The 15,424-nt window shown below is 67.2% G+C and carries 11 protein-coding genes and 1 tRNA gene; 4 read left to right on the top strand and 8 right to left on the bottom strand.

The features are described from left to right. Positions 1–2 precede the first annotated feature (2 nt). Positions 3–74: transfer RNA gene (locus J2805_RS19880), tRNA-Gln, on the bottom strand. A 201-nt stretch (positions 75–275) separates the two neighbouring features. On the opposite strand from J2805_RS19880, the gene J2805_RS19875 reads away from it, so the two are divergent. Continuing rightward, the gene (locus tag J2805_RS19875) at positions 276–875 is read left to right on the top strand and encodes a TetR/AcrR family transcriptional regulator (RefSeq protein ID WP_309979402.1); all 600 of its coding nucleotides are present in this window, start codon (positions 276–278) and stop codon (positions 873–875) included. A 433-nt stretch (positions 876–1,308) separates the two neighbouring features. Here the strand turns inward: J2805_RS19875 and J2805_RS19870 are convergent, their stop codons facing one another. The 5 genes from J2805_RS19870 to J2805_RS19850 form a co-directional block, all read right to left on the bottom strand. Next, on the bottom strand, positions 1,309–3,135 hold the full coding sequence (locus tag J2805_RS19870) for an ABC-F family ATP-binding cassette domain-containing protein (RefSeq protein WP_309979326.1): 1,827 nt from the start codon (positions 3,133–3,135) through the stop codon (positions 1,309–1,311). Between the two features lie 40 nt (positions 3,136–3,175). Next, positions 3,176–4,138 (bottom strand): 4-(cytidine 5'-diphospho)-2-C-methyl-D-erythritol kinase, encoded by a 963-nt coding sequence (locus tag J2805_RS19865; RefSeq protein ID WP_309979324.1) that lies wholly within the window; start codon positions 4,136–4,138, stop codon positions 3,176–3,178. Positions 4,139–4,220: 82 nt separating this feature from the next. After that, the gene (rsmA, locus tag J2805_RS19860) at positions 4,221–5,108 is read right to left on the bottom strand and encodes a 16S rRNA (adenine(1518)-N(6)/adenine(1519)-N(6))-dimethyltransferase RsmA (protein WP_309979322.1); all 888 of its coding nucleotides are present in this window, start codon (positions 5,106–5,108) and stop codon (positions 4,221–4,223) included. 183 nt (positions 5,109–5,291) lie between these two features. Further along, entirely contained in the window at positions 5,292–6,470 is a 1,179-nt protein-coding gene (locus tag J2805_RS19855) for a ubiquitin-like domain-containing protein (RefSeq protein WP_309979320.1), read from the bottom strand. Between the two features lie 271 nt (positions 6,471–6,741). Next, positions 6,742–7,629 carry a TatD family hydrolase gene (locus J2805_RS19850; RefSeq protein ID WP_309979318.1) on the bottom strand — a complete coding sequence of 296 codons (888 nt, stop codon included), beginning with the start codon at positions 7,627–7,629 and terminating at the stop codon, positions 6,742–6,744. Between the two features lie 177 nt (positions 7,630–7,806). On the opposite strand from J2805_RS19850, the gene J2805_RS19845 reads away from it, so the two are divergent. Genes J2805_RS19845 through J2805_RS19835 form a run of 3 tightly spaced genes read left to right on the top strand, consistent with a single transcriptional unit; the run spans position 7,807 to position 12,850 of the window. Next, entirely contained in the window at positions 7,807–8,919 is a 1,113-nt protein-coding gene (locus J2805_RS19845; RefSeq protein ID WP_309979315.1) for an AAA family ATPase, read from the top strand. 14 nt (positions 8,920–8,933) lie between these two features. Continuing rightward, positions 8,934–10,325 carry a DUF58 domain-containing protein gene (locus J2805_RS19840; protein ID WP_309979313.1) on the top strand — a complete coding sequence of 464 codons (1,392 nt, stop codon included), beginning with the start codon at positions 8,934–8,936 and terminating at the stop codon, positions 10,323–10,325. After that, entirely contained in the window at positions 10,322–12,850 is a 2,529-nt protein-coding gene (locus J2805_RS19835; protein WP_309979311.1) for a transglutaminase TgpA family protein, read from the top strand. The genes J2805_RS19840 and J2805_RS19835 overlap by 4 nt, the downstream gene beginning before the upstream one ends. Before the next feature lie 15 nt (positions 12,851–12,865). Here J2805_RS19835 and J2805_RS19830 read toward each other — a convergent pair whose 3' ends face one another. Beyond that, positions 12,866–14,365, bottom strand: coding sequence for an NAD-dependent succinate-semialdehyde dehydrogenase (locus J2805_RS19830; protein WP_309979309.1), 1,500 nt, complete (start codon positions 14,363–14,365; stop codon positions 12,866–12,868). Between the two features lie 155 nt (positions 14,366–14,520). Then, positions 14,521–15,342, bottom strand: coding sequence for a 16S rRNA (cytidine(1402)-2'-O)-methyltransferase (gene rsmI / locus J2805_RS19825; protein ID WP_309979400.1), 822 nt, complete (start codon positions 15,340–15,342; stop codon positions 14,521–14,523). Between the last annotated feature and the right edge of the window lie 82 nt (positions 15,343–15,424).

Genomic DNA, 15,424 nt, shown 5'->3' with positions numbered 1-15,424 from the left:
AGTTCCGCCCATAGGATTCGAACCTATACTCCACGGCTCCAAAGGCCGGGGTGCTGCCATTACACCAGAGCGGACCGTGCCCGGACCTGAAGCCCGGCGGCACGAGAACCAATTCTGCCACGAAGGTCGGCGCTCTTGCGACTCGGTGCTCTCCTCCCAGGACATTCCCATTAAGGCATGATTGGACGGTGAGCAAGATCAACGGTGCACCCGAGGGTGCCGCGAACCATCCAGGCAGGCCCGTCAGGGCTCCCGGATACGTGCCCCGGGCCCGAATGACCGCGGCGCAGCGCCGCTCACAGCTGATCGACATCGGACGCGGCCTCTTCGCCACCAGGGGCCTTGACGGCACCACGATCGAAGAGATTGCAGCCGCCGCCGGCGTGTCCAAGCCCGTGATTTACGAGCACTTCGGGTCCAAGGAGGGCCTCTACACCCAGGTGGTGGAATTCGAGTTCAGGATCCTCCTGGCGGCCATCAATGGCGCCCTCACGGATGAGGCGAAGCCACGGGTGCAGGTGGAGCGCGCCGCACTGGCACTGCTGACGTACATCGAGGACCGCACCGACGGCTTCCGGATCCTCATGCGCGATGCCCCGCCGTCCCAGCCCGAAGGAGCCTTCTCCACGCTGCTCTCCCACGTCACTGCGCGGGTGGAACACATCCTTTCGGACGAATTCGCTCGCCGCGGCTTCGGTGCGGCCGACGGCGCCATGTACGCCCAGATGCTGGTGGGCATGGTGGCGATGACCGGCCAGTGGTGGCAGGACAGCCGGACCCCGGACAAGCGCGCCGTAGCCGCCCACCTGGTGAACCTCGCCTGGAACGGCCTCACCGGCCTGCAAAAAGAGCCTGAGCTGAAGTCCGACGCTTAGTGGTCCCCTTCGCGGCGCAGGAGCCCTTCGCCCCGCTATTGCCAGTGTTCCGGTCGCATAAGCCTGGTTCGTCGTCAGCCGGCTTCCATTGCGGGCCGACGACGTTTTGGCAGGTCACCGTTACAGATGGCGCGTAGGTTGTGCCGGTCTCGCGGTTGAGGTAGGAGGAGTGTTCTAGCTCAGAGTGAGCTTGGACCTCATCCTTCCTTCCCTGCGGCAATCCATCGGTGAGGTCGGCGACGCCGGCGGTCGGCGGTGTTTCGCGAAGGAGCGCATCGCGACGCGTCAGGGCGTGGAGGTCGCCCAGCGACCGGAATGGCCTCTACGCGGCGTAAGCGTCGTCCCGAGGGACCCGACGCGAGCTTGCGAGTGTTGGGAAGGGACCTACGCGCTAAGCGACGGCGAAACGCCGCTGACCGCCAACGCACGCACGTCACTCGCCGAGGACTTCGAGGGCTTCCAACCATTCGAGTTCCAGGGCTTCGCGTTCCTCGGCCAGGGTCTTCAGCTTCTTGTTGAGGTCGGCCATGGTGTCGAAGTCGTTGTCGGCGGTGCTCTTGACCATTTGGGCGTGGATCTTGTCTTCCTGCTGCGTCAGTTTGCCCAGCTGGCGGTCGATCCGGTTTTTCGCCTTGCGGGCGTCGCGCTTCTCCGCTTCGGAGGGTCCCGCGACGGCCGGTGCGGAACTCCCGCTCGGGCCGGTGACGGGGTTGCCGCCGCCGGTGATGGTGGAGCCGGCCAGGGCTCCTTCACGCAGTTCAAGATACTGGTCCACACCGCGCGGCAGGGCGCGGATTTTGCCGTCGCCCAACAGTGCCATCTGGTGGTCGGTGACGCGCTCCAGCAGGTAACGGTCGTGGCTGACCACAACGAGAGTGCCCGGCCAGCCGTCCAGGACGTCTTCGACGGCGGCCAGTGTGTCGGTGTCCAGGTCGTTAGTGGGTTCGTCGAGCATCAGCACGTTCGGTTCGCCCACGAGCAGGCGCAGAAGCTGCAGGCGGCGGCGTTCGCCACCGGAGAGGTCCTTGACCGGAGTCCACTGCTTCTCGTTGGTGAAGCCAAGCTGTTCCACCATCTGGCCGGCACTGAATTCCTTGCCGCCAACGTTGAAGGATCGCTTTTCGCGCTCGATCACTTCGATGACGCGCAGGTCCTTGACGTCGTCGAGCTCCTTGACTTCCTGGGTCAGCACGGCGGTGACAACCGTCTTGCCGCGCTTGACCTTGCCGGCGGAGGGCTGGATTTCGCCGTTGAGGAGCTTCAGCAGAGTGGTTTTGCCCGCGCCGTTGACGCCGACAAGCCCCAGCCGCTCCCCCGGGTCGAGGCGCAGGGTGATGTTGTCGAAGAGCTTCTGTCCGGCATCGCCGCCGAGGAAGTCCAGGGACACGTGCTCAAGGTCCAGCACATCCTTGCCGAGGCGGGCCGTGGCCATCTTGCTCAGCGCCATCGAGTCGCGCGGCTCAGGAACGTCGGCGATCAGGGCGTTGGCTGCCTCGATGCGGAACTTGGGCTTTGCGGTGCGGGCGGGGGCGCCGCGGCGCAGCCAGGCGAGTTCCTTCTTGACGAGCTGCTGGCGCTTGCCTTCCGTCACTGCAGCCGCGCGGTCACGTTCGGCGCGGGCCAGGACGTAGGCCGCGTAGCCGCCTTCGAACGGGTCCATGATTCCGTCGTGGATTTCCCAGGTCTTGTTGCAGACTTCATCGAGGAACCAGCGGTCGTGGGTGACCACCAGGAACGCGCCCTGGTTGGCCCGCCAGCGGGTCTTCAGGTGGCGGGACAGCCAGGCGACGCCTTCGACGTCGAGGTGGTTGGTGGGTTCATCGAGCATGATCACGTCGTGGTCTTCGATCAGCAGCTTCGCCAGGGCGACGCGCCGTTTCTGGCCGCCGGAGAGCGCGTGCACATTGGCGTGCCAGTCGACGTCGGACACCAGCCCGCCCATGACCTCGCGGATCTGCGGGTTGCGGGCCCACTCGTAGTCAGCCTGGTCGCCGACGATGGCGGCGCCGACCGTCAGGTCGCCGTCAAGCACGTCGCTCTGGTCCAGGTATCCGATGTTGACTTCGCTGCGCTTGGTCACACGACCCGAATCCGGGGTGGATCGCATCGCCAGCAGCCGCATGAGCGTGGACTTGCCGTCGCCGTTGCGGCCCACCATGCCGATCCGGTCACCCTCTTCAAGGCCGAGGGTAACGCCGTCGAGGACGGTGCGGGTTGCATACGAGACCGTGAGGTTCTCGCCGCCGAGCAGGTGAGCCACTGGGAACTGCTTTCTTCGGTGGAAATTCGTTCAAAAGATACTAAAGGAGCGTATCGGAGATGATGCGCGCCCCGTGCACCGGTCCGTGGACGGCCAGGGCGTTCAGGCCGTGATGGCTGAGGTCTTCAGCGAGGCCGGCCGCTGCCGCCGGACTGTGCGTGAGCAGGGCAACCGTGGGGCCGGAGCCGGAAATGAGTCCGGCGATGGCTCCGCACGATTCACCAAGCCCAAGGGTATCGCGGAGTCCGGGCGCCAGCTCAATGGATGCGCGCTGGAGGTCGTTGACCAGGACACGGCTCAGGGCATCCGGGTCGCCGCTGCGCAGCGCCTGCAGGATTTTCGGGTCGACGGCGGTGGGCTCCTCTGCGGCCACCCCTTCGGCGAGGCGAAGCCTGTCCAGGGTCCGGAAGACGTCCGGCGTCGAAAGCCCGTAGTCAGCGGTGACCAGCACCCAGTCCATTTGCGCTTTGGCCAGCGCGGGCGACAATTCGTCGCCCACCCCCAGGCCGACGGCGGTGCCGCCGAGGAGGGAAAACGGGACGTCCGCTCCGAGTTCTGCGGCGAGGTGGGCAAGCTCATCCCGGGACAGCCCGCTGTTCCACAGGGCGTCGCAGGCGAGCAGGGTGGCGGCCGCGTCGGCTGAGCCGCCGCCCATGCCGCCGGCCACCGGGACACGTTTGGTGATCTCCAGGTGGACGCCGGTGGAGTGCTCGGACACGTCGGCCATGATGGCGGCGGCCTTGTAGGCGAGGTTCCGTTCGTCGAGCGGAATGTCCACGTCTTCCAGGTCCAGCGTGCTGGCCGGGCTGATGCTGACGGTGATTCCCTCCGCGGCTGTACTGGTGGCGGCAACTTCCTCGTAGAGGGATACGGCCAGGTAGACGCTGGCAACGGAATGGTAGCCGTCCTGACGCAGCGGGCCCACATCCAGCGAGACGTTGATTTTGCCGGGAGCCTTGACCCGGACCGTCCTCGCGGCAAAGCGCCCTCTCACTGCGTTCATGAGTCCAAGCTATGGCATGGCGGCGTCAGGCTCCAAGCATGCACGCTGACGCGGTTGCGCATTGCCAAGGCGGCGTCCGGCCTCAACCTTGCTGGGCCTGGCGGGCTTCGGCGATCCTTGCGAACGCTGCGATATCGATCACTTCGCCCCGGGCGGTGGGATCCACGCCGGCAGCCAGCAGGCAGCGTTCCGCCTCCGCCGCGCTGCCGGCCCATCCGGCGAGGGCGGCCCGCAGGGTTTTGCGCCGCTGGGCAAAAGCGGCGTCGATCACGGCGAAGACCTGCTCCCGGGTGGCTGTGGTCACGGGCTGCTCGCGGCGCGTGAACGCTACAAGCCCCGAGTGGATCTTGGGCGCCGGCCAGAATACGTTCATGCCGATCACGCCGGCCTTGCGCATGCTGCTGTACCAGGCGGCTTTCACTGACGGCACGCCGTAAGTTTTGGAGCCGGGGCCGGCAGCCAGCCGGTCGGCCACCTCGTCCTGGACCATGACCAGGCCGTGCCGGAGGCTCGGGAAGTACTGAAGGAGGTGCAGCACCACCGGCACCGCCACGTTGTACGGGAGGTTCGCCACCAGCGCTGTCGGCTCAACGGGCAGTTCGGTCACCTTCATGGCGTCCGCCAGCACCAGGTGGAAGTCCTTGGCGGCGTCCGGCCGCCACTGCTGCACCGTGCCCGGCAGCTTCTTCGCGAGGACGGGGTCAATCTCGACGGCGACAACAGCCTTGGCAGCGTCCAGCAGTCCGAGGGTGAGCGACCCCAGTCCCGGACCGACCTCAAGGACGGTCTCATCGGAGTGGATATCCGCTGCGGCCACGATCCGGCGGATGGTGTTGCCGTCAATAACGAAGTTCTGGCCCAGGGTCTTCGTGGGACGGACTCCGATCTCCTCGGCGAGCCGGCGGACATCGGAGGCGCCCAGCAGAGGTGCGGGCGCGGTGCCGGAGGCGGCGGGGGTCGGTTCAGTCACCTAGGTATCCTATCCCGTTGGCCTGCGGCGACGGCGCGGGTGAAGCACGTCTCAGGGGACGGCGAAGGCCGGGTCCGTTTTTCCGGACCCGGCCTTCGGTTCCCCCGTGGCGGTGGTCAGCTGCCGCGGCGGATTGTTCCGTCGTGCAGGGTGGCGGTTACCGGCCTGGTGCCGGCAATTCCGTCAGCTGGTCGCTGCCCAGCCGCAGCCCCAGGGCTGGAGGCCGCGCTGTGCGTAGACGCGGTTGGCGATGTCGATCTGCTGCGCCTTGGTGGCGAGGCTGGCGTTGGGTGCGTACGCGCCGCCGCCGGCACCGATCCAGGTCTGGATGTCGAACTGCAGCCCGCCGTAGTAGCCGTTGCCGGAGTTGATGGACCAGTTGCCGGTGGATTCGCACTGCGCGATCTTGTCCCACATGGCTTCGTTCATCATGGCGGGAGCTGCTGCTCCGGTGTTCGCGCCGGCAGCTTCGGCCTTCGGCTTTTCCTTGGTACCGACCGTGACCTTTTCAGTCACCGGCTGGACGGAAACGGTCTCGGAGACCAAGGTCCGGGAAGCTTCGCGGCCGTCCACGAGCACCAGCTTGAAGTTCTTGTCCACCTTGCCGGGAACACCGGCCTGGGTGACCTTCTTTTCACCTACGAAGAGTTCGGCGCTTTCGGAACTCAGCGTCTCGAAGGGAACCTCTTCGGTGGTGGCGGCAGTCTTCGAGGAATCAACCCGGGATACCTTGATGGCCATGTCGTTCACGACGTGGGCGTTGCGGGGCTGGGAGAGCCGGTCGCCGGCGCCGACGGTTATTCCCGCGTCCGCGAGGACGTCGGCCACGGTGGCTGCGGTGGTGGTGGTCTTGGAAGCCTTGCCGTCCGCGAGAATGCTGACGGTCTTGGGCGTGGAGATGGCCACGAAGGATCCGGAGACGGCCAGCTGGGCGTCCTTGGGCACGGATACTTCCGAGGCGCTGGCGACACCCAGTTCGGTGACGAGTCCTTCGACGTTGGCCGAGGTGGTGCTGATCGTCTTCTCTGCGCCGTCGAGGCTGATCTTCACGGCCTTGGCCAGGTTGACGTTGATGACCGAGCCGTCCTCCACGCGTGCGTCCGCCGACGGGGATACCCGGTCTGCGGCCTGCAGCTCCACTTTGGCACTCTTGACTACGTCGCCTACGGTCCCGCCGAAGGTCTGGACGGAACTGACTTTCCCGTCCACGTTCAGGGTGACTGTCTTGTTGTTACCTACGAAGGCCACGAGGCCCAGCACGAGTGCGGAGAGCACAACCAGCTGGGCGCCGACCTTAACGAAACTGAATTTGCCGTCCGAAGTGAAGAACTTGACCACGATTGCCCGTAACTCTAGGACCATCCGGGCACGGGGAAAAACGCACATCACCCACCGACGCAAACACCCTCAGGGCAACTCCGGACATGGTCCGGCTGTTTGCAGCAGACGTGTGCGCCGCCATACTCAGGACTGCATGGACCCGCCGCTTGGGCGCGCCCGGAACTGAGTGAAATTATCCGAAGGCCTTCCCCGACCCCGGCTAATAGTTATCCACTGTAACCGAAGCGTTATAAAGCAACCAAGATTAGATGCATACCTGGTATTCCTGACGGTTACCTGAACGGGACCGGGTTCAGTCCCAGGATCCGTATGCCCGCAGGGAATTTTCGGCGATTTGCGCACACAGGCCGGACAGTTCGGTGCTTGTCAATTCAGCCATGGTCCGGACGGTGTGCGGGATCAGGTAACTGGCATTGGGGCGGCCACGGAAGGGATGCGGGGTCAGGAAAGGCGCATCCGTCTCAACCAGGACACGGGCGGGATCTGCAATGGCGAGAGCACCGCGCAGGTTGGCAGCGTTCTTGAACGTCACGGTGCCGGCGAAGGACATGTACCAGCCTTCGTTGTTGCAGGTCCTGGCCAGTGCCTCGTCGCCGGAGAAGCAGTGGAACACTACGCGGTCCGGGGCACCTTCCTCGCGCAGGACCTGGACAACGTCGTCGTGGGCGTCGCGGTCGTGGATCTGCAAAGTCAGGCCGAGCCGTTTTGCGATGTCGATATGGCGGCGGAACGAGTACCGCTGGTGCTTGAGTCCCTCCCCCTCCGTGCGGAAGAAATCGAGGCCGGTTTCACCGATGGCGCGGATCCTGGGATGCGACGCCAGGGCTTCGATCTCGGCGAGCGCATCCTCCAGTTCGCCGCGCTGCGCATAATCCGGAGCGTCGTTGGGGTGGATCGCCACGGCGCCAAGCAGCCGCGGATCCAGGTCAACCGCCTGCACGGTGAACCGGGATGACTCGAGGTCGCAGCCCACCTGCACCGCGCCCTGGACGCCCACCGAGGCGGCCACGTCCAGGGCCGCGGCGATGTCCACCGTCACATCGGCACTGGGAAAGTCCAGGTGGGTGTGGTTGTCCATGACCGGGACGGGCAGCGGCTCCGGTGCGGGCGGATAGCCGTGCCGGCCGGAGCCGTCGCTTCCGGGCGCACGAAAAGGGGCTGGCGTCAACGGGGTGCTCATCCTTCTACCCTAGCCTCCCGGGTACCCGCGGCCCCCGCCGGGAAATACCGGAACTCTCTGTCAGGTCCGGCAGTTGTGTTAGTAGTCTGGTAGGCATACGGGCGAACGCCCGACGGCGGGCGCCGGCAGTTCCTTGCCGACCCGTTCCAGGCTTCCCCCAGGGCTGAAAGGCTGCCGATGGACTCCCACAGACGCACCACAGTAGACGAAGCACTCCCGGAAGGGCAGAGCTTCCCTGGCGGGGCGGCAACTGTTGGAAACCAACTCAACGGACTCAAGCCGCCGGCCATGGAGGCCGAGGCCTTCCATAACGCCAGCGAGCGCATCCTGTCCGCTATCAACACCGTGATCGACGGCAAGGCGGAAGCCGCGAAGCTTGCCCTCACGGTCCTCCTCGCCCAAGGGCACCTGCTGCTCGAGGATGTTCCCGGCGTGGGGAAAACGCTGCTGGCAAAAACCCTCGCCCGCACCATCGACTGTTCAGTCAGCAGGATCCAGTTCACTCCGGACCTCCTGCCCTCCGATGTCACCGGCGTCTCCATCTATAACCAGGCGTCGCGGCTGTTCGAATTCAGGCCCGGCGCTGTGTTCGCCAACATCGTCATCGGGGACGAGATCAACCGTGCCTCGGCAAAAACCCAGTCGGCGCTGTTGGAATGCATGGAGGAACACCAGGTCACCGTGGACGGGGACTCGTACAAGCTCGATGAGCCCTTTATGGTGGTGGCCACCCAGAACCCCATCGAGATGGAAGGGACGTACCCGCTGCCTGAAGCGCAGCGTGACCGGTTCATGGCCCGGATCTCCATGGGCTATCCGGACAAGGACTCCGAGATCGAAATGCTGGAGACGCACCAGGCGACGTCCCCGCTGACCAAGGTGACCGCCGTCGTTACCTCGGCCGACGTGGCGGCCATGATCGCCACCGTCCAGCGGGTCTACGTGTCGCAGGCCGTCAAGGAATACACGGTGTCCATTGGCCGTGCCACGCGCGAAAGCGCCATGCTCCGCCTCGGCGCCAGCCCGCGGTCCATGCTCCAGCTGCTGCGGGCGGCGAAGGCCACCGCCGCGCTGGAGGGCCGGGACTTCGTCCTCCCCGACGACGTCGTGGGCGTCGCCGAATCCGTGCTGGCCCACAGGATCATCCTGGACCGAAAAGCCGCAAGCACGGGGGAAAGCCCGCACAGCGTCATCCGCAGCATCCTGGCCAAGCTGCCGGTGCCGCAGGAACTGTCCGCGCCGTACCGGGCCGGCGGCCAGCGCAGCCCGGACCTGCGGCACACCCGCTGAACGAAGGCACCCCGATGGCCCTGACGGACAGGCTTCCCGGACACCTCTTCAGCACGCGCGGGTGGGGTCTGCTGGCCGCCGGCGTGGTGTCGCTCCTCGCAGCCCAGGTGATGGGCCGCCGGGACCTGCTGACGCTAGGCATCCTCCTGATCGTCCTGCCGCTGGTCTCACTCGCCGGGATCCGAGTGCTCAAACCCAGGTTCAAGGTGTACCGGGAGTTCAACCCCGCGAGCGTGGAAACGTCCTCCTCCACCACCGTCCGGCTCGCCGTTGCCCGGACCGGGATAGCCACCGGACAGGTGGTCATGGAGGAACACCTTCCGCCGCGGTTCGGCGACTCGCCTGCTTTCCGGTTCCCTGCGCGCTCAGCCGTCGGCGGAACCAGCCGCTATGAATATCACCTGCGTTCCGGCAAACGGGGACAGTTCGTTATCGGCCCGGTGACGGCCGAGTTTACGGACCCTTTCGGGCTCTCGCTGCACCGGCACGCAATCGACGACGGCGACACGCTGACCGTGACGCCTGCCGCCGTCGAGCTTCCCGCGACCGGGCTCGCCGGGGCACGCGGCAACGACGGCGTCACGGCGACGCGGATCCGGGCGAATCCAAGCGACGACGACGTCATGACCCGCGAATACCGCCACGGAGATCCCATGCGCCGCGTGCACTGGGCTGCGACCGCCAGGCACGGTGCCCTGATGGTGCGCCAGGAGGAGTCGGTCACCACTCCGGAAGCCACCGTCATCCTGGACCAGCGGTGGGCGGCGTTTGCCCGCGGACCGGGGGCAGCTTTTTCCGCCACCTCCGGTGAGGACGGCCATGACCTGGTGACCAGCGAGACGTTTGAATGGGCCGTAACGGCGGCCATTTCCGTCAGCGCCCATCTGGCGGAACGCAACTATGCCCTGCGGTTCCTCGATCCCTCGGGGGAACCGGCGTTCCTGCACTCGCCTTCGGCACCCGAACCCGAGGCTGAGGAGTACACCGGGTCCGGCGGCCTGCAGTCCATTGCGGAGAGCCTGGCCGCGATCCAGCTGTCCGGCGCCCACCATGGTCCGGCGCCCGAGTCGGGGCTCCATCCCTTCGACGACCGGCTTCTGGACAAGCTCTCCGCGCACCGGCAGCGAGGTCCCATTATGGCCATCCTCGGGCACCTGCAGGCCGCAGAGGCACGCTCCCTTTCCGCAGCCGCGGGGTTCGGCGCCAACGCGTTTGCCATTGTCGTCACCGACCACCCCAGCGATTGCCAGGCCGCCCTCGAGACGCTGAGGTCCGGCGGCTGGCGGGCCGTGGCCGTTTCCCCGGGCACGTCGGTACCGGCGGCCTGGTCCTATTTTGATCAGCGCGACGCGGCAGCCGCCACGGCCGCCGCGGACGTCCGCCGCGCCACGGGGGTCAGCCGATGACCCTCACTCCCCAGCGGCACTCCGGCCCCGAGGCGGGCCGCAGTCCTGAAGTCCTGGCGCCGTCACCGGCCCCGGCGGCACAGCCACGCCGGGTCGGCGCACAACCGTGGGTGATGGCCGCAGCCGTCGCTGTGTCAGTCGCCGGCGCAGCCCTGGGCCTCAACGGGGTGCTCCGCGGCTGGGCCTGGTATATGCCGGTGCTGACCACCGTCTGCGTGGTGGCCCTGGCCATGGCCGTCCTGCGGTCGCTGCGCGCCCAACCTTTCCTGGTGGCGCTGGGCGGCTTTGCGTCCCTCGTCTTCATCCTGACCTTCACGTTCTTCCGCAGGGACAGCATTGCCGGCTTCATTCCGTCCGGGGACACCATGGGGCAGCTGGGCCGGTACCTGCGGCGGGCAAGTGAGACTGTGCTGGCCGAAAGCTCCCCAGTGGCGCCCAACGCGGGCATCGTGCTCGTCACCTGCGCAGTCCTGGGACTGGTGGTCATCCTCGTTGACGCCCTCGCCGTGCCGCTGGGGCTGCCCGCGACCAGCGGGCTGGGCCTTCTGGCGATCCTGGTGGTGCCGGCCATGGTCAAGCCCCAGAGCGTCGGGCTGTTGGGGTTTGTCGCTGCCGCCGCCGGATACCTGATGATCCTGGCGTGCAGCCAATGGTTCGCCCCGGACAACCGGACCACGGCAGACACCGCACGCAATCCGGGACAGTTCCGCCGGGCCGCCCTCACCGGCGGGATGGCACTGGTGATCACGCTCCTCCTCCCGCTCGCCGTTCCCGGCTTCGACCAGGGCACCTTCCCGCAGGGTTCCCGGCTGAATCCGTGGGGTTCCGCCACCGGACTCAACCCCATGATCAGCCTGGGCAACAGCCTGCGGAGTCCCTCCGGTGACGGGCGCATCACCTACGCCTCCAGCGCCAGCCGCCCGCAGTACCTGCGCTCGGTCACCGTGGACCGGTTCGACGGAGATTCCTGGTCACCGGATGACCGTGACGCCTCCCGTCGGGTGGGAGTCGGCCGGATGGACGCCGGCTACGAAATCCTCGCTGACGAGCAGGTCCGGCAGGTCACGGCCATCAACACGGGCCGCTTCACCAGCCCGTACCTGCCGGTGCCATACGCTCCCGACGCGGTCAACGGCCTGGACGGACGGTGGAGCTGGGATCCGGCCACACTGAGCATCAAGGGCGTGGACACCAACTCGCGCAATCAGCAGTACGTGGTGCAGTCGACTGTCCCGAGGCTCACCCCCGAGCTGCTGGCCCAGTCCTCGGAGCCGGTGCGCGGGATCTCGGAGGAATTCATCCGGCCGCCCAACAACGTGCCGGACATCGTACGCACCACGGCGGACACTGTGACCGAGGGAAGCCGGACGGCGTACGCCAAGGCCATGGCCATCCAGAACTACCTGCGCTCGGTCGAGTTCACCTATTCCCTGCAGTCCCCCGTCCAGGGCGGCTACGACGGCAACGGTCTCTCCGTCCTCGCGGACTTCCTGACGGAAAAGAGCGGCTACTGTATCCATTTCGCCTCGGCCATGGCTGTCATGGCCAGGCTGGAAGGAATTCCGAGCCGAATCGCCGTGGGCTATGCGCCCGGGCGGTCCACCGGTGCCACCGTTTCGGTTCCCGGGCAGGGTGCCCTGTCTGAATACGAAGTCGATTCCCGGGATGCCCACGCATGGCCCGAGCTCTACTTCCAGGGCCTCGGCTGGGTGGCGTTCGAACCCACACCGTCCCGTGGCGTGGTGCCGGACTACGCGTCGCAGGCCTCCACCGCCGGCGGTGCCAGCACCAACGAAAACAACGACGACCTCATCCCCTCCAATGCCGCCACCCCGGGAGCAACGCCCGGGGCCACGCCCGCTCCGTTGCCCGGCCTGGATTCTTCCGGTGAAGCCGGGCGGGCGCAGAGACTGCCGCTGTACGGATTCGCCGGCATCCTGCTCCTTGCCCTGCTCGCCGCCTCGCCCCGAATGGTGCGGACCGGGCTGCGGTCCCGACGGCTCAGGGGATCACCGTCCGCCGGTGGAGACACCGCCACTGCTGCCTGGGCCGAATTGCGGGACCTGGCCACCGACTACGGCTTTGCTCCCGGCGTCAGCGAAACTCCGCGGCACTTCTCCGGCAGGCTTCGCGAATCGGGTGCACTGGGCGGTCCGGATGGAGCGGACGAAGCCGGTGCGCGGGCGGCTGCGTCGCTCACCGCTGATTTTGAACGCCAGCAGTACGGCCGGCCTGCCGGTAGTCCTGAAAGCGCCGCGACGGCCGAGCACCCTGTCGCCGCCGGGGCTTTCGTGGCTTCGGCCGCCGACAGGATTGCCCGGGTCCAGGCATCCCTGCGCCGGCACTCACGGCTGGTCCAACGGCTCCGGGCGGAGTGGCTACCGCCGTCGGTGATGAATCGCTGGGGACACATGGCCTCCGCGCCCTTCCGGGCAGTCGCACGTACCGCCGCCAAGCTGGGGCAGGCCGCCGCGCGGTCCTGGCGGACGGTGCGCGACGGCCTGCGGCGTCTGCGGCAGGGCTAGCCTGCGTGGATCCCGCTACCCTGCGTAGGGGTCGGCGATGCCGATGTACTGCGTGTAGAGGTATTCCTCGATGCCCTCCAGGCCGCCTTCGCGGCCCAGGCCGGACTGCTTGACGCCGCCGAACGGGGCGGCTGCGTTGGAGACGACGCCGGCGTTGAGGCCGAGCATGCCAGTCTCCAGGCGTTCGCCCATCCGGATGCCGCGGTTCAGGTCGCGGGTGAAGACGTAGGCGACCAGGCCGTATTCGGTGTTGTTCGCGAGCCGGATGGCCTCGTCTTCGGTGTCGAAGGTGATGATCGGGGCGACAGGGCCGAAGATTTCCTCGGACAGGATCCGGGTGCCTTCGGTGACGCCCTTAAGGATGGTGGGCTGGTAGAAGTAGCCCGGTCCGTCCACCGGTCCGCCGCCGGCCACGGCCACGGCCCCGGAGGCCACGGCGTCGGTGACGAGCTCGTGGACCTTGTCCCGGCTCTTCGCGTCGATCAGCGGACCCACCTTGGAGTGCGCTTCGGTGCCGCGGGCGGTGGTCATGTCCGCCATCTTCGCGGCAAATTTCTCCGCGAACTCGTCCGCGACGGACTCGTGCACGATGAACCGGTTCGCCGCGGTGCAGGCCTCACCCATGTTCCGCAGCTTGGCCAGCATCGCCCCGGCCACCGCGGCGTCAATGTCGGCGTCCTCGAACACCACGAACGGGGCGTTCCCGCCGAGTTCCATGGAGGTCCGCAGCACGGTTTCGGACGCATCCGAGAGCAGCCGGCGGCCCACCTCGGTGGAGCCGGTGAAGGAGAGCTTCCGCAGCCGGGAGTCCTTGATCAGCGGGCCCGTGGTGGCACCGGCGGTGGAGGTCGGGATGACGTTCAGGACACCGGCGGGCAGGCCTGCTTCCTGCATCACGGCCGCGAACAGCTGGGAGGTCAGCGGGGTCAGGTTGGCGGACTTGAGCACCATGGTGCAGCCGGCGGCCACGGCTGGGGCGATCTTCCGGGTGGCCATCGCCAGCGGGAAGTTCCACGGGGTGATCAGCAGGCAGGGACCTACCGGCTTCTTTGTGACCAGAAGGCGGGACTTCCCGTCCGGGGAGACCGAATAGCGGCCGAAGGCGCGGACGGCTTCCTCGGAGAACCAGCGCAGGAACTCGGCACCGTAGGTCACCTCGCCGCGGGCCTCGGCCAGCGGCTTGCCCATTTCCAGGGTCATCAGCAGCGCGAAGTCCTCGGCCCGCTCGGTGACCATCTCGAAGGCACGGCGCAGGATCTCGCCGCGTTCACGGGCCGGGACCTGCGCCCAGGAATCCTGCGCGGCAGCGGCCGCGTCCAGCGCCGCCCTGCCGTCCTCGGGACCCGCGTCAGCGATGCTCAGCAGGACCTTGCCGGTGGCCGGATCCTCGACGTCGAACGTCTTACCGGACGCGGCCGGACGCCATTCGCCATTGATCAGCAGTCCGGTGGGAACGGAGGCCAGCAGCTCGCTCTCGCGCTCCGCAGTAACGGTGGGCTGTGCAGTTACAGTCACGATGACTCCCTCGTCAGCAGTTGGGGTTTGGGATGGGTTCAGCTCTGGGCTGCTTTAATGCCACGGTACTGCCGTGCGCTCCGGAGCGTCTATGCATGCGCGCACTACGCAGTTCGGGTCCTGCTGTGCAGCTGCACAAGGCTCCGCCCCGGTTTTTAGCGCGCGGCGAGGACTGCGGAGTAGAGCTCCCGCTTGCTGACCTTGGCGTCCTCGGCCACGGCAGCCACGGCCTCCTTCAGCCTGATTCCCTGTGCAATCAGGCCGTTGACGGCGGCCACATGGTCCTCCGGCTTGCCGGGCTCCCGCTCCGGGGCACCGCCCACCACCACGGCTATCTCACCGCGCACCTCGTTGCCTTCCGCCCACAGGAGAAGTTCGCGCAGCGAGCCGCGGATCACCTCTTCATACGTCTTGGTCAGCTCACGGCATACAGCGGCCGGGCGGTCCGGACCGAAACGCTCGCGCAGTGCACGAAGCATCGGTTCAAGCCGGTGGGGTGCCTCGAAGAAGACCATGGTCCGGCGTTCGGCGTCGAGGTCCGACAGGCGGGCAGCGCGTTCACCCGCCTTGCGGGGAAGGAACCCTTCAAAACAGAACCGGTCCGTGGGGAGGCCGGAAAGGGCGAGCGCCGTCAGGACCGCGGACGGGCCCGGCACCGCCGTAACCGTCAGCCCGGCCGCCACAGCGCCTTCAACGAGCCGGAAACCAGGATCCGACACAGCAGGCATTCCGGCGTCGGTCACCATCACGATGGTCTTGCCGGCCCGCACCTGGTCCAGGAGCTCGGCGGTCTTCACCGCTTCGTTGTGCTCGTGGTAGCTGATGACCCGCCCGCCCACGGTGACCCCCAGGTTCTGCACCAGGCGGTGCAGGCGACGGGTGTCCTCGGCGGCCACAATGTCGGCAGTGGTGAGCAGCTCAACCAGCCGCGGGGACGCATCGCCGACGTTGCCGATGGGCGTCGCCGCGAGCACGATCCTGCCGGGCTGGCCCTCAGCGGAGCGGGCCGCCTGTTCCCCGGCCGGCGCCCAAGCCTCGTCCTCCCCGGCTCCCGCCGCG

This window comes from Arthrobacter oryzae, from assembly GCF_031454875.1.
In the GTDB taxonomy this organism is placed as follows: Bacteria; Actinomycetota; Actinomycetes; order Actinomycetales; family Micrococcaceae; genus Arthrobacter; species Arthrobacter oryzae_D.
Note: the sequence above shows the minus strand (reverse complement) of the source record. Positions and strands in the feature narration are given on the sequence as shown.